Origin of the sequence: Pedobacter gandavensis, from assembly GCF_032678465.1 — a bacterium.
GTDB classification, from domain to species: Bacteria; Bacteroidota; Bacteroidia; order Sphingobacteriales; family Sphingobacteriaceae; genus Pedobacter; species Pedobacter gandavensis_B.
The window spans coordinates 96,513-118,848 of sequence record NZ_JAVTSK010000001.1 but is presented as its reverse complement, the minus strand read 5'-3'; the positions used below and the strand labels follow the sequence as shown (position 1 = coordinate 118,848).

20 protein-coding genes and 2 pseudogenes are annotated in these 22,336 nt (G+C 36.6%); 13 read left to right on the top strand and 9 right to left on the bottom strand.

What is annotated here, in order from left to right:
• The first annotated feature begins 1 nt into the window (after position 1).
• Complete coding sequence (locus R2Q94_RS00490) at positions 2-1,414, top strand: hypothetical protein (RefSeq protein WP_316819471.1); 1,413 nt, start codon at positions 2-4, stop codon at positions 1,412-1,414.
• 28 nt (positions 1,415-1,442) lie between these two features.
• The gene (locus tag R2Q94_RS00485; protein WP_316819470.1) at positions 1,443-2,450 is read left to right on the top strand and encodes a tail fiber domain-containing protein; all 1,008 of its coding nucleotides are present in this window, start codon (positions 1,443-1,445) and stop codon (positions 2,448-2,450) included.
• An 86-nt stretch (positions 2,451-2,536) separates the two neighbouring features.
• Here R2Q94_RS00485 and R2Q94_RS00480 read toward each other — a convergent pair whose 3' ends face one another.
• Complete coding sequence (locus tag R2Q94_RS00480; protein ID WP_316819469.1) at positions 2,537-4,615, bottom strand: S9 family peptidase; 2,079 nt, start codon at positions 4,613-4,615, stop codon at positions 2,537-2,539.
• A gap of 156 nt (positions 4,616-4,771) precedes the next feature.
• Here R2Q94_RS00480 and R2Q94_RS00475 point away from each other — a divergent pair, with 156 nt between their 5' ends.
• From R2Q94_RS00475 to R2Q94_RS00455, 5 genes are all read left to right on the top strand, one after another.
• Positions 4,772-5,365, top strand: coding sequence for a TlpA disulfide reductase family protein (locus R2Q94_RS00475; protein WP_316819468.1), 594 nt, complete (start codon positions 4,772-4,774; stop codon positions 5,363-5,365).
• 127 nt (positions 5,366-5,492) lie between these two features.
• Entirely contained in the window at positions 5,493-5,900 is a 408-nt protein-coding gene (locus tag R2Q94_RS00470) for a hypothetical protein (protein WP_316819467.1), read from the top strand.
• Between the two features lie 36 nt (positions 5,901-5,936).
• Positions 5,937-6,530, top strand: a complete 594-nt coding sequence (locus tag R2Q94_RS00465) for a penicillin-binding protein activator LpoB (RefSeq protein ID WP_316819466.1) — start codon at positions 5,937-5,939, stop codon at positions 6,528-6,530.
• 25 nt (positions 6,531-6,555) lie between these two features.
• The gene (locus R2Q94_RS00460) at positions 6,556-7,992 is read left to right on the top strand and encodes a hypothetical protein (RefSeq protein WP_316819465.1); all 1,437 of its coding nucleotides are present in this window, start codon (positions 6,556-6,558) and stop codon (positions 7,990-7,992) included.
• A 37-nt stretch (positions 7,993-8,029) separates the two neighbouring features.
• Positions 8,030-8,305, top strand: a complete 276-nt coding sequence (locus R2Q94_RS00455; protein WP_316819464.1) for a hypothetical protein — start codon at positions 8,030-8,032, stop codon at positions 8,303-8,305.
• 67 nt (positions 8,306-8,372) lie between these two features.
• Here the strand turns inward: R2Q94_RS00455 and R2Q94_RS00450 are convergent.
• A pseudogene (locus tag R2Q94_RS00450) lies at positions 8,373-9,083 on the bottom strand (YifB family Mg chelatase-like AAA ATPase); the annotation flags it as partial.
• A 321-nt stretch (positions 9,084-9,404) separates the two neighbouring features.
• Here R2Q94_RS00450 and R2Q94_RS00445 point away from each other — a divergent pair.
• The 3 genes from R2Q94_RS00445 (at position 9,405) to R2Q94_RS00435 (ending at position 12,717) form a co-directional block, all read left to right on the top strand.
• On the top strand, positions 9,405-10,673 hold the full coding sequence (locus R2Q94_RS00445) for a PD-(D/E)XK nuclease family protein (RefSeq protein ID WP_316819463.1): 1,269 nt from the start codon (positions 9,405-9,407) through the stop codon (positions 10,671-10,673).
• Between the two features lie 216 nt (positions 10,674-10,889).
• Complete coding sequence (locus R2Q94_RS00440) at positions 10,890-11,768, top strand: sce7726 family protein (protein ID WP_316819462.1); 879 nt, start codon at positions 10,890-10,892, stop codon at positions 11,766-11,768.
• 25 nt (positions 11,769-11,793) lie between these two features.
• Positions 11,794-12,717: a sce7725 family protein gene (locus R2Q94_RS00435; RefSeq protein WP_316819461.1), complete on the top strand. Its 924-nt coding sequence runs from the start codon at positions 11,794-11,796 to the stop codon at positions 12,715-12,717.
• A 110-nt stretch (positions 12,718-12,827) separates the two neighbouring features.
• Here the strand turns inward: R2Q94_RS00435 and R2Q94_RS00430 are convergent, their stop codons facing one another.
• Positions 12,828-13,481, bottom strand: a complete 654-nt coding sequence (locus R2Q94_RS00430; RefSeq protein ID WP_316819460.1) for a hypothetical protein — start codon at positions 13,479-13,481, stop codon at positions 12,828-12,830.
• A gap of 2 nt (positions 13,482-13,483) precedes the next feature.
• Complete coding sequence (locus R2Q94_RS00425; RefSeq protein WP_316819459.1) at positions 13,484-15,472, bottom strand: DEAD/DEAH box helicase; 1,989 nt, start codon at positions 15,470-15,472, stop codon at positions 13,484-13,486.
• A 304-nt stretch (positions 15,473-15,776) separates the two neighbouring features.
• Here R2Q94_RS00425 and R2Q94_RS00420 point away from each other — a divergent pair, with 304 nt between their 5' ends.
• Positions 15,777-16,379, top strand: a complete 603-nt coding sequence (locus tag R2Q94_RS00420) for a recombinase family protein (protein ID WP_316819458.1) — start codon at positions 15,777-15,779, stop codon at positions 16,377-16,379.
• Positions 16,380-16,382: 3 nt separating this feature from the next.
• On the opposite strand, the gene R2Q94_RS00415 is transcribed toward R2Q94_RS00420, so the two are convergent.
• Together R2Q94_RS00415 and R2Q94_RS00410 are read right to left on the bottom strand one after the other, a co-directional pair.
• Positions 16,383-16,724, bottom strand: a complete 342-nt coding sequence (locus R2Q94_RS00415; protein ID WP_316819457.1) for a hypothetical protein — start codon at positions 16,722-16,724, stop codon at positions 16,383-16,385.
• A gap of 195 nt (positions 16,725-16,919) precedes the next feature.
• Positions 16,920-17,738, bottom strand: coding sequence for an energy transducer TonB (locus R2Q94_RS00410; RefSeq protein WP_316819456.1), 819 nt, complete (start codon positions 17,736-17,738; stop codon positions 16,920-16,922).
• A gap of 105 nt (positions 17,739-17,843) precedes the next feature.
• Between R2Q94_RS00410 and R2Q94_RS22140 the strand changes: the two genes are divergently transcribed.
• Positions 17,844-18,071 (top strand): helix-turn-helix domain-containing protein, encoded by a 228-nt coding sequence (locus R2Q94_RS22140; RefSeq protein ID WP_410478514.1) that lies wholly within the window; start codon positions 17,844-17,846, stop codon positions 18,069-18,071.
• A 155-nt stretch (positions 18,072-18,226) separates the two neighbouring features.
• Here the strand turns inward: R2Q94_RS22140 and R2Q94_RS00405 are convergent, their stop codons facing one another.
• Positions 18,227-19,162 (bottom strand): phage/plasmid replication protein, encoded by a 936-nt coding sequence (locus R2Q94_RS00405; RefSeq protein WP_316819455.1) that lies wholly within the window; start codon positions 19,160-19,162, stop codon positions 18,227-18,229.
• Positions 19,163-19,254: 92 nt separating this feature from the next.
• Complete coding sequence (locus R2Q94_RS00400) at positions 19,255-19,482, bottom strand: hypothetical protein (RefSeq protein WP_316819454.1); 228 nt, start codon at positions 19,480-19,482, stop codon at positions 19,255-19,257.
• 239 nt (positions 19,483-19,721) lie between these two features.
• On the opposite strand from R2Q94_RS00400, the gene R2Q94_RS00395 reads away from it, so the two are divergent.
• Positions 19,722-21,542: a recombinase family protein gene (locus R2Q94_RS00395; RefSeq protein WP_316819453.1), complete on the top strand. Its 1,821-nt coding sequence runs from the start codon at positions 19,722-19,724 to the stop codon at positions 21,540-21,542.
• Here R2Q94_RS00395 and R2Q94_RS00390 read toward each other — a convergent pair.
• Positions 21,424-22,296, bottom strand: a pseudogene (locus tag R2Q94_RS00390) (YifB family Mg chelatase-like AAA ATPase); the annotation flags it as partial. The gene R2Q94_RS00395 and the pseudogene R2Q94_RS00390 overlap by 119 nt on opposite strands.
• Between the last annotated feature and the right edge of the window lie 40 nt (positions 22,297-22,336).

The following is a 22,336-nucleotide window of genomic DNA, read 5'->3' as shown; positions in this document are numbered from 1 at the left end:
TATGCAAATCAAACAAAAACGAAGCGGTTACTGGGGCAGATGTGCGATGGTTGCGCTAAGCTTTGTACTTTTTAGTCCGATGCTGGCGACAGCACAATTTGTGGGCAACCCACTGGTTCCCGTACCGGGATCCGTGATCGTTTATACCAATGATGCAAAGGGTGGACATCACCAGGTGTCTACGCTTGCCGACAGGGATAAAATCAGTTCCTTGAGACGCCAGCCAGGGATGCTGTGTACCGTGATGGACGATGGAAATGGTAAAGTGAAAACGTATCAATTGATCTGTGCGGATGTTCCTGTGGAATTAGACAACAATGCCAATTGGGTTTTGTTCTCTTCCGGCGCATCTGCAGGAGGAAATAACCTGATTTATGGCGCGGGAGCTCCCCTTGCAGCGACAGGGAAGACGGGTGATTTCTACATTAACACGACCGACCAAACACTTTTTGGGCCAAAGAAAGAGGATGCAACATGGCCTCCATTGTTGTTACAGGGCGCAATAAACGGTGCTGCCGGAGGCGCGCTAACGGGAACCTATCCCAATCCTTCGATAGCAGAAAAAGTCATTACCGCAGCGAATATCAAATCAGATGCTGCAGATCAGGTGATGGTCAGTAATGCAGATGGCTCAGTATCCTGGGTTGACAAATCGAGCCTGGGTGGCGGTGGTGGTAGCGTTGGAGCCTTTAACGGAAACAGACCAATTACCGGGGATTATTATAAAAATGTAAATCCTGGGACCAACGACCTGGCCAAATGGATTGAAGCGGTATTTTATCCTTCTTTAGGTCCTTCCGCAAGTCTGACCAGTAACCCTTCCGGAACGAAAGAAATGGGGCCTGCAGGAAATACTTCTGTTTCCTTGAACTGGACTGCAGGTAGGGCAATGGAAACCGGAGAGCTGACCAGTATCAATGTAGCAGGTCAGGAAGTTTTCAGTTCTTCTCCTGCTCCCGGTGCTTCAGTGACCGGTACAGTTACCGTATCGGCGGTCAGCAATCAGGCCAATACTTTTAAGCTTATCGTAAAAACAGCCGACAATAAAACGGCAGAAGCCAGCGCTTCACTGAACTTCCAATGGAAACGCTATTATGGATTTGCAAACGGAGGTGAGGATGGTGAAAACTTTGCTCCTTCAGATGCCCAGATTCTGGCTCTGGCCAGTAGTGAGTTTGGTAGCGGAGCAGCCGTTTCTAATAAAGCGGCAAGTCCCTCAGGACGTCAAAAGTTGGTGATCGCTTACCCGGCAATCTGGGGTGGCTCTAAAATCATTGTCGGCATTCTGGATTCTACAGGTGCTTTTGAAAAGACAACCAGGTCTTTCAGAAATAGTATTGGTGGGGTCAGCGATTATGTGATTTATGTACAAAGAGACAATACTGCTGCGGCTTTAACTTTCAGCATTCAATAAGCCGGCAACATCCCAAATTTAGAAAGCAATGAAGAATATTGAAAATATAACCCAGACCTTTAAAAAAAGGAATGCTAAAAAAGCAACGGTTGAAAACTATTTCCCAATGAAAGCGATTTATACATTTTTTGTACTGCTGTGTTTGACCTCTTTTTCGGCTCTTGGACAAGTGAAAGTGATTGGGGCTTTAGAGCCCAATGACCTCAGTGATAAATACTCCACCCATAGTGATATTTATGGTAAAGGTGGATTCAGATCTGTGGCCAGTAACGCAGAAAGAGACCTGATTACCCCTGCCAGGAGATCAGTAGGTATGTTGGTTTATTCCATCCAGGAAGAAAAGTTTTACCAGTTGAAAGGTGGCATTGCCAATAGTAATTGGGTAGAAAGCCAGATGGGCGGAGGTACTGGCGGAGGAGGTACAGAAACGCTCCCGATAGAAAAAGGGGGGACAGGTGCAATCACAGCTGGGGATGCAAGAACTAACCTCGGTTTGGGTACACTCGCCATTCAAAATAAAGATGCCGTAGAAATTACAAACGGTGCAATTGATGGAACCCTGATTGGGAGTTCTACACCAGCACAAGGTAAATTTACAACCCTGGATGTGAACTCCGAGTTAACAGTGACCGGACAGGTTATTGTGAATGGAGACATCAAAGCCTCGGGGGATGTAACCGCAAATTCTGATATCCGCCTGAAGAAAAATATTGAAACACTACCTCCGGTCTCTGATCAATTGAGAAGACTTCATGCGGTATCTTATGATCGTAGGGATGTAGATTTACACCAGATCGGTTTTATCGCTCAAAACGTGCAGGAGTTTTTCCCTTCATTGGTAAAAGCGGATACAGATCCAAAGAAAACACTTTCCCTGAATTATCAGTCGATGACGGTGCCTTTATTAAAAGGCTGGCAGGAACATGATGAACTGATTGCGGTTCAGCAAAGGGAGTTGAAAAGCCTGAAATCAGAAGTAGAAGAATTGAAAAAGGCTGTTGAGGAGCTAAAAGCTTTATTGAAAGCAAAGAAATAACAAAAATCCTGAGCGGCTTATTAAGAAGCTACGATGGTTAAATAAATAGGCCCTTCCCTGTTCATTCTGGGGAAGGGCCTATTTTGTTATTTGTTGATCCCTTCCAGGGCAAAGAGGAAGGCATAATTTAGGGCAATATCTTTCAGGTAGTCAAATCTGCCAGATGCTCCGCCATGGCCAAAGTCCATATCTGTTTTTAGCAATAAAACATTTTTGTCTGTTTTGGTTGCTCTAAGTTTTGCTACCCATTTAGCAGGTTCAAAGTATTGCACCTGACTATCATGCAGTCCGGTGGTGACCAACATATTCGGGTAGGCTTTTTTCTCTATGTTTTCATAAGGAGAGTAGCTTTTCATATAATCATAGGCAGCTTTTTGTTTTGGATTCCCCCATTCATCAAATTCATTCGTTGTGAGCGGTATACTCTCATCGAGCATGGTATTGATCACATCCACAAAAGGAACCTGAGCAATAATCCCATTCCACATGTCAGGCGCCATATTGATGACTGCACCCATTAATAATCCGCCAGCACTACCACCCTGTGCATATAAATGGCCTTTGCCTGTATATTGCTGATCGATCAGGTATTGTCCACAGTCAATAAAATCGGTAAATGTATTTTTCTTTTTCATCAGTTTCCCATCTTCATACCATTGACGGCCCATCTCCTGCCCTCCGCGAATGTGTGCAATGGCAAAGATAAAACCCCGATCCAGTAAACTTAATCTTCCACTGCTGAAAGTAGCGTCATAACTTGAACCATAAGAGCCGTAGGCATATAGTAATAATGGTGCCTTCCCGTCTTTTTTCAACCCCTTTTTATAGACCAGGGAGATCGGAACTTTGGTGCCGTCTTTGGCTTTCGCATATAGACGTTCCGAAGTGTAATCTTTCTTATCATATCCACCTACTACTTCCTGCTGCTTCATCAGCTGTTGCTTTTTGGTGTCCATGTTATAGTCAAAGGTAGAAGTCGGCGTGGTTAGAGAGGAATAGACATAACGGAGCGTCTGACTTTGGTAATCCGGATTGGAACCCACCTGAGCCATATAAGTAGGCTCTTCAAAGGCAATATGGTGTTCCTGTCCTTTTATCGGACGAACCAGCAATTGTGTCAATCCATTTTTACGTTCGGTCACTACGATATGTGTTTTAAATTCATCAACTCCTTCCAGTAAAACATCTTTGCGGTGAGGAATCACCTCTTTCCAGTTCTCTCTGCCTGGTTTGTCTAGCGGACATTCCATTAGTCGGAAGTTCTTAGCCTCCCAATTGGTTAGAATCAGGAATTTATCATCTAAGGCAATGACATCATATAATACATCTTTTAACCTTGGCTGGAAAACTTTAAATGCTTCATCTGGTCGATCTGCATCCAGAATTCTCATTTCATTGGATTGTGTGGCTTGAGAATAAATGAAAAGGTATTTTCCTGATTTTGACTTCCCAACACCAATATAATTAGACTTGTCTTTTTCTTCATAAACGGTTTCGTCCAATTTAGCATCCGTATTTAACCGATGTTTTTTGATTTTTTCACTCAGTAGGGTGACCGGGTTTTTTGATGTATAGAAAATGGTTTTATTATCGGCAGCCCAAGTCGCATCTCCTTCTGTATTTGGGATGGTATCCTTAAAAAGTGCACCTGTTTCCAGATTTTTAACATGGATCACATATTGACGTCTCGATACTTTATCTACGCCAAAAGCCAGCATTTTATTGTCCGGGCTAATGGTAAATCCTGTTGCAGAGTAGTAGGGTAGGCCTTCCGCCAGTTGGTCTACGTCCAATAAGATCTCCTCTTTGGCCTCGAGGCTCCCTTTTTTTCTACAGTATTTATAATATTGTTTGCCCTCTTCATTTCGGGTATAATAGAAATAACCATTATTAAATACAGGAACGGACTCATCTTTCTCCTTGATCCGGGCTTTCAGTTCTTTAAAAAGATTTGCCTGAAGTTGTTTGGTCCCACTCATCATGGTATCCAGGTATTTGTTTTCTGCGCTTAGGTATTCGACAACTTCCGCACTATCCTTCCCTTTTTTAAAGTAGTCAATCATCCAGTAATAGTTGTCTACTACAGTATCACCATGAATAGTTCTGATATGAGGTTTTACTTCCGCTACTGGTGGAGTAGCATTCGGCCATTTATAGGGTTCCATTTTCTGTGTTTTGTTGTTGCAGGACAAAGCTACGCTGAGTAGTAGTAATCCTGGTAGCGTTTTTTTTATCATAAGTTAGTCAAGCTTAGGTCTAGTTTTATACAAAATAGATTAATTTCTTTAATTTGGGATAATTCCAATTAAAGCTTTATCAAGATGGGAAAGATATTCAATAAATGTAATGTGATAAATGGCCTTTTGGGCATCTTGATTCTGGTGATTCTTTTTGTGCCATCAGCGAAGGCATTAATGATTCAGGGGCTGATGAAGGTGGGCTTATTTGCGCCGGATACTAGCATCGAGCACAGGAAAGCAAGCGAGGCTGAGCAACATACCAGTTTAGAAGGGATAAAGTTTAAAGATGCTTCAGGAAAAGAACTGGATCTGGGAGATTTAAAAGGAAAAGTAATTTTTCTTAATTTCTGGGCCACCTGGTGCCCACCATGTCTGGCGGAAATGCCATCGGTAAACAAATTATATGAGCAATTCAAATCTGATGAAGGAGTGGTTTTCATCATGGTTGATGCAGATAGTGATTTTGCTAAAGCGAAGAAATACATGGATCGGAAGGGATACCAGATGCCAGTTTATGCGGTAGCAAGTCGAATTCCACAACAATTATTTGCCGGCTCTTTACCAACCACGGTAGTGCTCGATAAACATGGTAGAATTTCTTATCATGAAGTGGGTGCTGCGGATTATGGCAATAAGAAGTTTGTTGATTTTATCAAACAGTTAAAAGCGGATTAAACCCTTAATAATTAACATATTTTAACGTTAGGATGGCTCAACTACACCCATTCCTGTTTATCTTTGTATTATAATCCTTGGCATAAATGTTGCCATATTTTTCAGGTCAGATAAAAACATGAAGAAGATGAAAAGAAATTTGATATTTATCTTAGGCTGCATAGCCAGCCTTGTTTATTCTACAATGAGTTATGCGCAAAAATCAGGACTTGTTCATGACCAAAATCCAAGGTATCTGGAAAGTCGTGCGAAATATATGAACCTGGCAGATTCATTAAACCTGACACAGGGAAGCACGGTTCAAAACACCTATAAAGCTTACGACTGGTATACGGCCAGGGAAGAACGTAGACAAATGCGCAGAGAAAGAAACAATAGTGGATGGTACAGCCCATACGACTATAGTAGTTCCTATTATTACCCATCCTTTAATTATTATCCTCGTTTTGGTTATTCTTTAGGACTAGGATATGGTCATTATGGTCGATATGGAGGGTTTAATATTGGGTTAAACAGACATTGGGGTGCCTGGTAAGCTAAAAACACACAGAAAAATTTATCATTTAAATATATGCAGTTCAAAAAGATAATCACCTTAGTGGCGATTGCCGCCTCTGGAATCATGATCAGTTCTTGCTCCAGACAAGTTACACGCGTAAACCCAGATCAAACGATCGATATCAGCGGTAATTGGAACAATTCGGATTCCAGGTTAGTTGCCCAGGAAATGACTCAAAGTATTTTGGGGAGTAAATGGTTACCAGAGTTCTTAGAAGCAAAATCGGGAAAGAAACCAGTTGTGGTAGTGGGTGTGGTGACAAATAAAAGTCATGAGCACATTGATGCAGAAACTTTTGTGAAGGATGTTGAACAGGCCTTTATCCAGAGTGGCCGTGTAAGATTGGTTCAGGGTGGTAAAAAAAGAGAAGAACTGCGTGCAGAGAAAGCAGACCAGCAAGACAATGCTTCAGTGTCTACGATGAAGAAATTTGGATTGGAAAATGGTGCTGATTATATCCTTCAGGGATCAATCAATTCTATTGTTGACTCTCATAAAAGACAAAAAGTGGTTTACTACCAGGTGAATCTGGAACTAACGGATATTCAAACCAATGAAGTTGTTTGGATTGGCGATAAGAAAATTACTAAATATGTTAAAAATTAGTCTGGCTTAACAGGCTAAATGGAATATGGTTAATATCAATAATTATACTTTTAGAGCATCAATCCTCCTGGGGTTGATGCTCTTTCTTTTTAGCTGTTCCAGCTATAATGAGATGATTGCGCCATATTATAAGCAGGTGGCAAGCGGTAACTATACCGAGGCGATGAAAGAGTTGGAAAAGAACAAACTGCTGCAAAAGCCAAGGAATAAGCTCCTATTTTTAATGGAAAAGGGGAAAACTGCCCACCTGATCGGCGATTATGAAAATAGTAACCGGTATTTTAATGAAGCCGACCAGCTCCTGGAAAATGGCCTTGGAGGTACCATGGATGCGGTGGTTGGGACATTAGTTAATCCAATGAACCAGGTGTATAAAGGAGAGGACTTTGAGAAGTTCATGATCCATTATTACAAAGCCCTGAACTATGTGTATCTGGGGAAGCCTGAAGATGCCATTGTGGAGGCAAGACGGATTGGCTTACAGTCGCAGGAACAAGGTGATAAGTTCAATAATAAGGATAATCGTTATAGTAAGGATGCCTTTTCTTTAATGCTTCAGGGATTGATTTATGAGTACGATCGCGATATGAACAATGCTTTTATTGCGTATCGCAATGCTGCGGAAATTTACCTGAACAGTAAGGACCAGACGTATTATGGAACTCCGATGCCGGAAGAATTGAAAAAAGATGTGCTGAGAACTGCTGCTGCAATGGGATTCAGTTCGGAACTGAGTCGTTTTGAGGAACTTTTTCATCTTAAATATACACCTGAACCAACTCCTGAAGGAGGCGAACTTGTCTTCTTTTGGGAAAATGGATTGGCACCAATTAAGCAACAGGAGGAGCTTTTCTTTTCTTTGGTAAAAGGGGAAGATGGCAATTTGTTCTTTATCAATGTTGGAGGCACGATCATCATTCCTTTTGGTGATGGCTATGGTGCTGGCAATGACTTTAATCTCAATGCTGTCCAGAGTTTAAGGGCTACTTATCCAAAATATGTAAGTCGGCCGCCGTTTTACAGTAGTGCAACCTTAAGCGACGGAAAAACTACTGTAAGCTTTGAAAAGGCAGAAGATATAAATGAATTGGCCTATAAAACCTTGCAGCAACGCTTCTTAAAAGAAATGGGTAAGATCTTAACTCGACTGGCAGTGAAAAAAAGCGCAGAATATGTATTAAAGGAAAGTTCGAAAGGGACTGGGAAGAACGGAAAAGACAATTCCTTGCTGGAAGGGCTTGGATTTGGTGTCCAGTTGTACAGCTTGCTTTCTGAAAAAGCCGATACCAGAAACTGGCAGTCCTTACCTGCCAGTATCAATTATGCGCGGATCCCCTTACAGAAAGGAAAAAATATCATTACGCTGAAGTTGAAAGCGTCTAATGGAACAGAAGAAACAAAAATAATAGAAGTGATGGGTACAGGAAGGATGCAGTTTTATAACTATTCGACCTTACGCTAATCAGGATAATAAAATCGATAAATTAGAAACAAACGTTATGCAAGAGCCATTTGATATTGAAATAGGAGAGTTGAGTTACGCGGTTTTTCCGGAAGGAAATGATACTTATGTAATTTTTAAGGAAGGCAAAGAATATGCACATATTCAGAAAGATACGGACCTTCAATGGCTGAAACTGGATGAAGAAACTGCACTTCCTTTATTTGAGTTTGATGAAGAAATCAATAACATAGGTAAAGAGATTATGGCCTATGTTCCTGAGGAAGAAGAGGAAGAAGGTGAAGAGCAGGAAGATGAGGACGATTTTAATTAAATCCGTTATTTCATGTACACAAAACGGTATGGTATATTTTAAGAACCAAGCCGTTTTGTGTACAAACTTAAGAAGCCCAGCTATCACGATCTAAACTCCGGTAATTGATGGCTTCCGCCAGGTGTTCCGATTTGATTTCTTCTGTCCCGGCAAGATCTGCAATTGTTCTGGCTACTTTGAGAATCCTATCGTATGCTCTGGCAGACAAACCCAATCTTTCCATAGCCGTCTTTATCAATGCCTGTCCTTTCGCATTGATCTGACAGACTTGTCTGACCATATTTGCAGTCATCTGTGCATTGCAGTGTAGGTTTGGTTTTTCCCGAAAACGCATTCCCTGAATGGATCTTGCAGCCATTACTCTTCTACGTATTTCCTCACTTTTTTCGGCATGTGCTGCAGAGGTTAACTCTTTAAAGTTGACGGGTGTTACTTCCACATGAAGGTCTATCCGATCGAGTAGAGGTCCTGAAATTTTACTCAGGTATTTCTGAACCAGACCAGTGCCACAGGTACATTCTTTTGTCGGATGGTTGTAGAAACCACAGGGACAAGGATTCATGGAAGCAATCAGCATAAAACTGGCGGGATAGCTCACACTTAATTTCGCTCTGGAAATGGTGATATTTCGATCCTCCAGAGGTTGACGCATCACTTCTAATACACTTCTTTTAAATTCAGGGAGTTCATCAAGAAATAAGACGCCATTATGGGCTAAAGAAATTTCTCCGGGTTGTGGGTTTGCCCCACCACCCACTAATGCCATATCAGTTAAGGTATCAATTATGGGGGCAATTAAAATTTACTGTGAAAGCATTTATAAAAACAAAGAAACACTCCGCCGTTAAGACTACTTACTTTGAAACTATTCCTTGAAGGGTTTAACAATATAACATTTAAGTAATTTGTATTCTGATTTAAAAAGCAGCCATGACGACAGAACAAAACAAGGCCTTCTTATTAAAGGACGTTCACATTTTTTATATGAATACTTATTTTTAATTAATATCTTGAAAGCAAAATGTTGAATTTTTGGTTGGTTAACCATCAGGTAAATTCTACAATCTAAAATTAATATACGCTAGCTCAAAAAATCTAAATGAATGAAACACAATCTGCGCCAATAATCAATCTGCTTAATAAAGTAGAAATTATTGATATGAGGTATCAGAAAATCAATGAAAAAGATAATTTTAACATATTTAACCTGCTCAACAGGAAATTTGATGAAGTTCACTTACACTCTAGATTTTTATATGAACTACTTCATCCTAAAGGTATGCATGGGATGGGAACGGCTTTTCTTGAAAAGCTTCTTGAACTTTTAGAAATTAATGAATTCAGCCTAAAAAATGTTCAAATTCAGAAAGAGCATAGAAATATAGACCTTTTGATCACAAACGAAACTCAGGCGATTATTATTGAAAATAAACTCTGGGCAGTTGACCAACCAGCTCAACTGCAGAGATACTATGACCATATTTCTAGCAAAGGTTTCAAAGATATTAGGATCTATTACCTTTCTATTGATGGTAAAGATGCAGAAGCACATAGCATTGGAAACTTAAAAGATCTTCCTAATTTTAAAGAAATACTTCAAAACCTATCATATGTATTTGACATTAATAAGTGGCTTGAAGCATGCATAAAAGAATCATATGACAAGGCTCCTTTAAGGGAAACCTTAATACAATATCGTTTACTAATACAAGAAATTTCAGGCAAAACAATGGGAAGAGAAGAAGAACTTGAGATGGTTAATTTGATCTCTCAAAATGATAACATTATACAGGCACAAAAGGTTGCAGAAAACTGGAAACATGTGAGGTGGCACACGGAATGGCGATTCTGGACGGACTTAGAAGTTATTATTGCAAAAGACTACCAAATAATGGATTTGCAAAAATATTCTGATCAAAAGATTTCTAGTAACATCCATCAGACCCGTAATCGCAATCCATGGTTCGGGATTATGTTCTCAATTGGTGATTTCTTAGGGGATAATTCTTGTATTTTCATTGAACGAGGAGACGAGGATGTTTATTACGGCCTTACGATAATCCGCAATAATTCCAAAAATTTCAATAATGACCAAAAATATCAACCGCTAACGGCCTTAATTAACAGTTTTTCAGAATGGTCAAATAATGATCATTGGATTGGTGGGAATTATTGTTCTCCTAGAATCAATTTTAATATGTTTTCAGGAGAAGATACACTTCGATTACTTAATGAAAATTATCGTACTATTTACTTGTCAAACCTATGGACGCAAATGAAGTTATTTATTAATCAAGTCAATCAGACCATGATACAAGCAAAGGAACCTAAGCCGTCAGAAAGTATTATTTCAACCACTGAGAGTTAAAATTAATCTTATCGGTGAATGAATTTTTGGCAGAAGTAGAATCATTAAAAAGATGAAATTCAACCTCCATCATTATCTGGTCAGGGGCTTTTTTCCTGATCAGGTTTTGATAATCTCGCCATGTTGTTTTTTTTTTTACTTTTGTTCGAGTTACCATTATTGTCGTTACTTTATTGTTTCAAAACCGTAGTAATTTCAAAGGCAAAAAAACAAAAAATGAAAGACCTTCGCTTTGAGCAACTTGGCTCCTCTTATAATTATGCTTTATCTCAGATATTTAGCACTTCTTTATCTAGTAAAATTCATAGCTGTAATGACGAACAGAAGATTAGGTCATTAATGACAGATTGTGATTTGTACCCCGCTAATGAGGAGTGGGATTTAATTAAAGGGTTAGAAATCGCTTACAATTATTTGAAGAAATATTATAGATGTGAATATATTTATAAGAATGAAATAGCAAACCAAATTTTACTGCAATTTCATAACGATAATTCTGCAACCCTACTGAGGGAAGTTTCATCTGATGCATCTATTGCAGATATTGTAATAATCAATGGAAATACTACTGCTTATGAAATAAAAACAGAACTTGATAGTTTTGAGAGGCTTTCTAATCAAATGAATTCTTATAAGTCTATATATGATCAATTATACATCGTTACTCATCCAGGAGCGTTGAAAAACGTGAACAATAGGATACATGGAGATGTAGGGATTATAATCTTTGATCATGACGGAATTTTGAAGTTGGAACGACAGGCACAGGTGCAAAAGAATGAATTTAATCCTAGGAAGGCTGTATTAACACTTCGTCAATCAGAGTTGATGAGTGCTTACCAACAATATGTTGGTAAGCTACCTAAAATGGGAACTGCCTTAATTTATAATTTTTGTTATCAATGGTATGTAGGGCTAGATTCTGTCGATGCACATATCATATTTGCGCAAGCTTTAAAATCGCGTAGGCCATCCGCGCATCAATTTGAGCTTATAAAGAAATGTATACCCGCCTTAAAAATGATTTTCTTAAGCAAAGAATATTCAAAAAAATATTGTTTAACAACAATGGATAAGTTATGTATATTTGGTTAGTAACTAACCATTTAATTAACGCTCCATGTATTTTCCATTTTTAAGAGGGAAGCAATTTGAAATTGAAGCATTGCTTGAAGTTCCCAATTCTGTTTTCAATAATACACTACCAATAATTGAACCTGTCAATCTACCTAGAAGGAAATTTTATAAGACTTTATCGCAGAGTCTGATTCCTTTTGTTTTAATTACGAATCCTTATCATCCAATTAGCAATCGAGTTTCTCCAACATTGATTCAGGATATGATTGATTCCGACTTGGTTTCACATCCGTCGCTACTTTTAGGTTTTATTGTTGATACAAGATTTAATATAACAGAATTAAACGCATTTCTTACATCTAACCCTACGCGACATAAAGTGTTGATCTTTCACTACGATCCCTTAATAAGTGATCTGTCTGCCATTAAAAGCGCGATTACAAGTCACCCAGTTGAATATTTAGTGTTTGATAGTACAAAATCAAATATCTCAACCCGAACAGCGTTTAATACACATTCAAAACATGTTCTTCTGACGGATGGCTTTCAGCGCCAAAATAGGAATTCTGATTATCCCGTAGCTAGTACCTTTGATTCTAATTTTGATACTTGGAGATCTAATGGCTTCGCTGGAATAGGTGATTATTCCATTATAGGAAATCATTTTAAGGCTGGAGGGGGCGCACAAGTTGTAGTTGTCACACTTCATCTAACGATTAAGGATATAAATGGCCTGGTAGTGCATCATTTTTCATCCACTTTTAAGAACACAAAAAGAGGATTTGCTGCTCAAAAATTTTCTGAAGCCAATGGACTGTTATTGAGCTCTGCACATACTTCATCCATTACTTCTGGAGGGCTAGATATTTATCGTGATTTGGATGCAAGATCGCATAATCCTCAACTTGGTATTGCAAAGAAGGCTTCAATTATTCATCATATTGAACTTCTTTCATCAATTATTTAATTGAATTTTTATAAGATGGGTCTACAGGATCCTTTTTTCATTTTACAACGATTTTAATGTTTAATCAAGTTACTAGTCTTCCTGTGATCGTTAACTTGATTAAACAGCCGTTAAATGCTTTTGAGGTACATACAGTCAGTCTGAGTGTCTAAATAGTCCATAAATGCCTCATCTACTATCGGTCTTTCTAAGCCAATTTTGAAGGTGCTGGTATTGGAATAGAAGATGTCTAAATGATTTTCAGGATGTGTGTGTTCTTTACCCTGGCTTTTAGCACTTAAATAGGATACGGGGTCATTATCGAAGCGTAAATAACCATCCTCCATTAATAATAGTTCTTTCATTAGAAGCCATGTATTTTCCTGATCTTCAATTTCAAGGTCAAAAATGGGTTCTACAAAGTCTAAACAATTTGAGCTATTAAATCTAGGGTCTTTTAAAATCGAAAGTAAATCTGAAATTTTCTTGGAATCTAGTTCAATTTCATTTTTATAACTTATATAAACCACATCATCATTTATTATGAATGTGAATGGGAAATTAATCGAGTAGTATTTTTTTTTAACTATAAAAAATATTCTACTCATTTTTTTTATTTGTAAAACCAACTTCGACTCATCTCTGGACACTTTGGCCTCATTGTATAATAAAAACCTAGTAGCTTCTAATAAAATTGTTAAAACTTGAACTTTAGTCTTAATTCGCTCATGAGGAAAAAAAAGATCTACGTTACTTTCAGTAAGCGAGTATTCGAATTTTTTCATTTTTAATAAAAATCTTTAATTGAATTTATGAATTCAATTGTTCGTTCTTCATCGAATTTTTCAATATTGGCATTAACTAGCGCATCCTCAATTTTTTGGCGTTTTGTGGAGTCAATATCTAAATTATCAAATATTTCAATTAGGAATTCTTTATATGATATTTGAGGGTTAGTCCTAAATGAAACTAATTTATTTTTAATTTCATTTTGTTCCTCTATTGTAGGCTCCGTTGTAACGATTGTTTTGGTTTCGTTGATGGTCTTCAGGCCATTTTCCAAATGCTTGATTAATCCTCCTTCAGTTACGTGTAAAAAAGATTTTATAAAAGACCTAGTAAGCATCGTGTACAATACATTTCTATATCTATATGTGGTCTTGATTGAGTTTGTAATGCATATTACAAATGGAAATTCTAATCCTTTAACATTATTCGGGTTTGATATATATATTGCTCCATCAATTATAGTTTTATTTTCATAAGCCCTATTAATCTTCCACTTAAATTCGTCATTGATTGCTTTGGATAAAGCGTCAATGTAATCATAGATTTTCTTACCATCATCTAGAATGATGATCGCAATGTCATTGGGAGTTATATTTTCGTCTTCACTTACTATGCTTTTGATGACATTAACCACATCGGTTGTCTTGGTAGATTTAATTATTTCAACACTTTCAAATTTGTCTGTATCAATGTCTTCAAACCTTCTCAAGGGTTCTCTTTTGAATTGTATGCCTCTGTTGGGTAGTCTTTTAACCTCGTAGCCAAAAGCATTCCATTCTTGATCTTCAAACCAATTCAATTTTTTTTCTTCAAACAAGCCTAAGCCTACAGAGTGAGCAAACATGAGGGTTCTCGGGTCTGTTCTATAGCACTTATTAAGAACAACATCTACATTCAAAACTTTATCACTAATGTTTTCGAAAATGTCTTGAAATATATCGCCAGCTATGTAAACATTTACTTTTGTTATTTTTTCGCAGACTTTGAAAAATACTTCCGGAAAATCTTGACGCTCATCTATTAATAGATAGTCAAATGCATATTTGAAATCTTCTGGTTCGATTTTATCTAAGTATTCAAGCACCAAAGAAAAGATTCTGTTGTAATCAATTCCGGGACTAAATCTAAGGAATGGGATATCATAAAAATTACATATGTAACTATAAATACCAGAGTGCCTATCCCCTTGTGATCCCCAAGCTCTGTTTACCCATAACCTTTTGTTCCATTCAATTTGTTTTTCTACCTTCATAAAGTTGAAAAATGCAGGAACTCTTTCTCTCAAGGTGTTCGCAAGTGCAATGTTATGGCATGTGAAGAATATTTTACTATCATTCCCATGTACATAAAGATCCTTTAATTTATGTAGTAATAATTCAGTTTTACCTGTGCCGGACAGCCCTTGAATAGTAATGATTTTTTTTGAGAAGTCCTGATACATGAATCTAGTTTGATCCCCATCAAATAGCACAATATTTTTCTTAACCTTTTCTAATAACGTCTCAGGAACTTCTGCGCCAATTTTTTGAATGTCATTAATACTACCTATTAATAATGAAATTAGTAAATCACTAATTCTTTGTAGTTTTTTGTCAGTTAAAAAATTGTCATTTATCAATTCTTCAACGGCGCCGATTTCAGTCCGCTCGACTCTTATTGTATTGTTCTTCTTCCAATCTCTAGGCCTACCAATGTAATCCTTATAATTATACTTATCTGAGATGGAGTTAAGATCTTCAATAAAGTCGTCACAAAAATATTGGAAGGCTTCCAAGTCGTTACCAAGGTTTAAAAAAATGATCTTGTGCTTAGGGATTAAGATCACTAGACAATCATCTTCATAAGTATAATTGTATTTTTCTCCTAAGGGCGAAGTGATAATATATATTTGTTTGTCAGTATGTTTTGCTAAATATTCCTCAATCTCTTTAGCAACGTCTTGAGTTCTGTTATTTTCTTTGAAATGTTTAAATAATTGATTAGTCATTTCTTTGGTTGTTAGATTGTCTTTTTAAGAATACTAAGGACTTTAGTGTTTACGTCCGAAGATATGAAACCAAAACCAAATTAATTGAAGTGACAGCATATTTTGTTTCTAAACTTTGGGTTAGCTGCAAGTTGTCTTTTTACTTATGTATGGGATGAATAAAGATTTTAGTTTCCTTTAAAATCTTCTGAATGTTTAAAAAAGTCATGACTAAAAGTAGCACGTTGATTCAAAATTATTAACATCAATATGGTGTGGAAACGAAATATTTGTAATACTTTTAATGTAAGAATTATTTTATAACATGAAAGTCAAATATAATCGGGTATCGACCTTACAGCAAACGGGAATAAGATTTACTGCTGATAAAGAAGCCTATGATAAAATCTTACTTGATAAAGTTTCTGGATCAATCCCATTTAAAGATAGGCCACAAGCAAAAGAATTGGTGAAACTTATTGATAAGGGGCTTGTACAAGAATTAATTGTCGAAGAATTTTCAAGACTTGGACGTAATACAGGAGACGTAATCAACACTGTAGAATGGCTGGATGAAAAAGGTGTGAATGTTATAGTTAGAAATTTAGGTTTACAATCAAGACCTGATGGCAATAAAAATCCCGTTTGGAAAATGATTTCAACGATTATGTCTTCACTATATGAAATGGAATTGGAGAACATTAAAGAGCGTACTACTGTTGGTAGGATGTTATTTGTACAAAACGGGGGGCAACTAGGCAGACCAAAGGGGTCAAAAGAAAACGATGTGGCCTTTTTGAAGAAAAAAACAACTATATCAGCTATAAATTGTATAAAAAAGGGTATGACCATTAGGGAAACCAGTAAGGTGGCTAATATTTCAATAGCCACCGTAATGAAAGTTAAAAAGCTCTTAAAATCAATTTAAAGGTTATTTGTTGACGTTTTCATTATAAAGTGCAATGCTACAGCTATCGAGGTAGGTATTGAATTCTACCAGCTCTTTTGGACTTTCCTTGTACTTTAGTAATTTCTCTGATAATAAAGCTGTGCATTTTAATCCCCCAACATAATCGGCTGCCGCTTTTGCTGGATCCTTGAGTAAATTTTGATTGCAATCGCAAACTTCCTTGGCGTCTGCTTTAGCTTTTGATACAGCGGTTGATTTAGTCCCTGATATGACGTCTGATATGGTTTTAGATTTAAAGTTATTGCATCCAAAAATTATTAAGGATGGAACTAAAACCAAAGGAAATATTTTTATTTTTTTCATTTATTGAGGGTTAATTATTGGATTTTTAGCGAAACCATTAAATTTATTTAATGTTTACTTATTTGTCTTAAAATGGAATAAGTACTTTTATTACAATTACAAAGAAGTGCCTACGCAATCATGACTGCTCTAGACTATTTTCGAATCGATTAATTATTTTTTATACCGAAACAGAAAACTCAAAAGTAGGCTAGGCTACTTCACCTTAAAATTGAAAACAACAACAGCTATCTGCACATCTGGGGCGGATTCTGATGCTGTAAAGCGAGCGTCCATTACTGCTTCTTCACATCTTTTCCATAGTTCCCTGTCGTTTAGAGTAGTTCCCTTAACACCGGCTATCGCATCAATTACAACTCCGCTTTTATCAATTTTTAACCGTACTGCAATTTTTCCAGTTTTTAATCCGGCATCATGTGGGGTAATTAGGTTAACGAACTTTCTTAAACTTATTGGTGTTTTATACTCCGCTGAATCGTTATGCACTAAATCGGCTTGTCTTGAATCACTATGAACATAATTGCTTATTAAGGTGTCATTGCCCTCCAATTCGTATACATTATATTCATTTTCGTTATTTAAGGTCATAAATTGATTTTTTTTGTATAAATACAAATCGGAAATATATTTTCCATTAGGTTCTTTTGTATATATCTTTCCATTCTTTATATAGCCTGTTGTGATTGTAGGTGTTTTATTTTTATGAACCGTATTATTTTTTCCCGGGTAACACTGAATAACTATTGATTGACCTTTAATTGTAACTACATACTCCCAACTCTGGTCATTATCTAAAAAATTTTTTGTTCCAGTAAAGAAGTAATCTTGTTGATCATTAGTTCCTGCATTTACCTTACTCTTAACAATCTGATTTTTAGAGGACTTTGGTTGATAGAGTGCTCTTATAATTTGTCGTTTTGAACTTTTTATGGTTGATGCTTGAGTTTTGTCTTGGGAATAAGCAAAAGATATGCACATCAGGGTGCATAATGTTGTTGCAATTGTTTTCTTCATCCTGTACGAGTTAGCGTTATTAAGATAATCAAATCTAATAACAAAACGCTTAAATTAAGCATGTATGCCTAAAAGAATTTTATTGTTTCATTTCACCTTTGGCGGATGCCATTAAATCCAATTGAAATAATAACCCTTAAAGATTTCGGAGAAAACATCCGTAGGATTAGGTTGGAAAAGCAATGGACAATGGAGTATCTGGCAAATCAAGCCAATGTAGAATTATCACAAATCTATAGAATTGAAAAAGGTAAAATTAATCCAAAGCTTACCACAATTGTTATTCTTTGCAAGGCCTTGGAGGTTAATCCAGACCAAATAATAAGCATTTAGAATATTTACTTTAAGAGCTCATAAAGGTATTAATCAATGCCAACATCATTTTTATTTTTTAATTTAACTAGAAGGCTCTATTGGCGCTTTAATGAATATTTAAGTTCCAATTAATGAGGTCAGATGAATTGATTCCGACCTCATGAGTTGTACTGCTAATAGGATACTTCTGATAAATTTCTGCAATAAGCCATCCTAATTTTATTATGTAGTTCATTTTCAAGCTTACTGGAAGTACACTGACCAAGATTAATAGAATTGATACACCTATTAATATCATGTCTTTGTTTTGCAGTTACAGATTTATCGGCTAATAATTCAGTAATGTAATCTGTTGCAGTAGATGTTCCTAGAAACTGTTTTAAAGCAAGATTTTTAAGTCCTGAAACACTAATCGATTCAATCTGTGGGAATGCATATTTTTTTTTCTTTTGAATCATTAAATATCGATTAAACCAAGCATCTACAAGTTTCAAGTAGCTGTTTTCATTGGATAATTCTCCAAAACTCAATTTCGATAGGCCTATATCATTTAAACCTTCATTGCGAATTCTCATTTCAAATCTCAGTACGTTTTTTTGTTTAAACGGCTGTGGCAATTTTTTACTTTTGGCTCTTTCTTTTATTTTATCATAAAATGCAACAACAATGCCCTTACGTGTAAACTGCAATGTTTCTCCAGGGTGTATATTTGCCTTAAAACTTTCAGGGCAAACTAGGAAATTGAGGTAATTAAATACTGGTTGATTTAAGATGAAATTATATGCTACATCAACCCTTAGGATTGTTGCATTGTCTAAGTTTAGGCAAAATAGCTGTTTTAATTCATCAATTGCTAACTTAATATCTTCATATGTAGAATTATAAATATTGTTTCTTTTGCTTGCAGTTGTTAAGCTACCTACTATTTTAAAATTAATATCACCAAGGTAAAATACCCAATTTGCATAACTACCAATAAGATTTTTCCCTTTGATGCCATCAAGATATTTAGTGTCAGACTTTAGAATTAATTTATCTTTAAAAAATCCTTTTAATTTTTCCTTGTCTTCCTGTTTGTAAGACTGTCTAATTGTTATCGTGTCTATCATATTATTACTCTTTTAGTAATTATTCTAATCTTATTATAGTTTATGTGGATTGTAGAAGTGTGAGTCTGTTCATTAGTCGACATGTTTAAGACCTATTTTTTTAGCTTTGAAATGGTTTTTCTATGATTTTTGATAAGTTCAAATAACTTTGACTGAATTGAACGATTAGTTGAATGTGAATTGGATGCATATAAATCATACAGCTGATTGATATAATTCTCAATTCTTAATGTTTCATCGGATGTGGTTAAATCAGAAATGGTATTGAACCCAGCTTTCTTTTTGGAAGTTTTAGGGGCGGCTAAAAGAATGTCTGCCATCGGTACTTTCGTATAGGCAAAACCATTCGCTATTATAGGCGATTAAGGTTTTGCTAGTCTGTATTGCTCCTACCAGCATTGTTTTAAGCTGGTTATTGCTCCGATTTTTTGATTAGTCGTTAATAACCCAAGCGATTTATTTATATTTAAATGCAAGTTTTGATCAACTTTTTCAAGGTAAGTTATCTCTTTTGCACTAAAAAATTTTTTTTAAAAATATTAAGCCTTGACAGAATAGTATGAAATTAAAACTTGGTATATACGCTCGACAATCACGGGATAAAGGAGCAGGAGGATCAATTGAGGATCAAATTCTGAAGGGTAAAGAGAAAGCTAAGCAATTAGGCCTTGATTTTGAGGTATATATCGATAAAGGAAAGTCTGCCTTCCATCACAATTTTGAAAATCGACCAGAATTTGAAAGGCTGTTAGATGATATTCAAAGAAAGGTAGTTGGTGAAGTTTTTGTTTTTGATAGTTCACGATTATCCAGACATGAAGAGACTAATTTTCTTATTAAAAAGCTATTTAAGTTTCATAATGTTATTGTTCATACAGTATCAGAAGGGCCAACCGACTTTGCTGATACAGGAGCCGTTTTGATAAATGATTTTAAAGCCCTTTTTAACATGAAGTTTGCTATCGATACCTCGTTAAAAATAAAATCTGTATTGAAAAATAATGCAATGAATGGGAGAGCCCCATCAGGAGTTATTAAACCATTCGGTTATACATCAGATGAAAGTAGGATGTTGATTGTTGACGAAGAAGAAGCTAAGATTGTAGTAGAAATATATAACCTCTGTTTAAATGGACATGGAAGTAGTAAAATAGCTAAAGTTTTGAATGAAAGGGGAGTACATACAAAGACACATAGGCTTATCCTGCAAAAGAAATTAGGTCAGGTTGAGGGATCTTCTTTTAACAACGCAAGTAATAACCGTTTTAAGAAGTGGGCTGGAAATACGGTTCTAAGTATATTAAAGAATCCATTATATAAAGGTAGGCGAATGCATAAAGGGGAAGAATTTAATGCTCCTGCAATTATTGACAAGCATAAATGGGAAGAAGTTCAGATCCAAATAAAGAAGAACCAAAATGCACCCGGGCTTTCAAAACACAAGTATTTATTGAAAAATCTTTGCATATGTGGCCGTTGTGGATCTAACTTTTGTGGTAGAACTCGTCCTAGTAAAAGAGATCACTATTATTATTGCTCATCACGGGTAAATACAAAAGGTAGGTGTGGGATTAGAAGTATAAACATCGATACTTTAGAAGATCTAATCTGGTCATTAATTGCAGGGAAGGGTATAATAATTGATAAGGCTAAGGAAGAGGTTAGTAAGTTAAGTAACCCAGATCATATTCAAAAATTATTGCAGGATAAAGCTACTTACGAAAAGAAAATCAATTCCTTAGTAAGATCAAAAGAAACTATTCTGTCATTTGTTAACGATGAAGACATAACAATGGAGGATGCTAGAAACCAGTTGATTGTAAATAAAAATCAAACTAGAGATTTTAATAAATTGCTGTCCGAAATAGATCTAAAGTTACAGGATCATGATCATCTAACGAGAAATATTGATTTTGCTGGAGAATTTTTAAAACAATGGGACAGACTAGTTTTTAATGATGATTTTGAATCAAAACGTTCGTTGGTAAAGTTGTTTATTGATAAAATCGTAATAGATTTTGACGATTTAGAAGAGATCTATACAATAAATGTTTTTGCAAAATTGCCTGATGCCAATAATTTACATACGTTGAAAGTTGATGTTAATGGAAATTTTAAAGAAGATGAACAGAAAGGTGGTGGTAGCAACGGTAATTCGAATAACGGCTTAAAAAGCACTTCCGATCGGGTGATTAAATTAAAAACTAAAGCAGGAATGGAGGTTCAATTTTCAAAAAGTAGGATGAATATTTCAAGTAATAATTTGCCCCCAAAAGAAACAGTGCAACATCTGAAATGGTATGGTGTGGACAACGGTAAGGCCTACTGGTTAATAAGGCATCCAGGCCATTTAGTTTTCCTGCCACGGAATGGATTTTAGTGGTCTCTAAGGCTTCTGGAATACTCAATGGAGGTAAAATACTTGGGAGTCTTTTTGCTAACATTGTTTTTCCAGCTCCTGGCGGACCAATTAGAATGAGGTTATGGCCACCAGCTGCAGCAATCTCCAGTGCACGTTTGATATGCTCCTGGCCTTTTACATCGGAGAAATCGTGTTCAAAACCGGCACAGTTGGAAAAAGAAGTTTCAATGGGCTCCAACAAGTTTGGAGCTGGTTTTTCTGCACTGGGAAGTTTAAAAAAGGCCACCACTTCCCTGAGATTTTGCATCCCATAAACTAAGAGTGCGCCAACGATTGCCGCTTCTCTGGAGTTACTTTGAGGGAGGATAAAACCTTTGAAACCCGCTGTCTGTGCCTGTATGGCGATGGGTAAAGCTCCTTTGATGGGCTGTAATCCTCCGTCTAAGGATAGTTCTCCCATAATAAAGTACTGATCGGTATCGCTCAGTTCAATTTGTCCTGAGGCCGCAAGAATGGCGATCGCAATTGGAAGGTCGTAGGCAGAACCTTCTTTCCTGATGTCAGCAGGAGCCAGATTGATGACGATCTTTTGTCGGGGCATTTTTAAACCTGCCGATTGGATGGCACTTTCTATTCTTCTCAGGCTTTCCCTGATGGCATTGTCCGGTAATCCTACAATGTGATATTTATTGCCGCCGCCAATGCAGACTTCAATCGTAATGGTGAGTGCATCTACACCAAAAACGGCACTACCATAAGTTTTTACCAGCATAATTAACAGATCAAGGTTCTGGTCTAATCTATGCGTATAA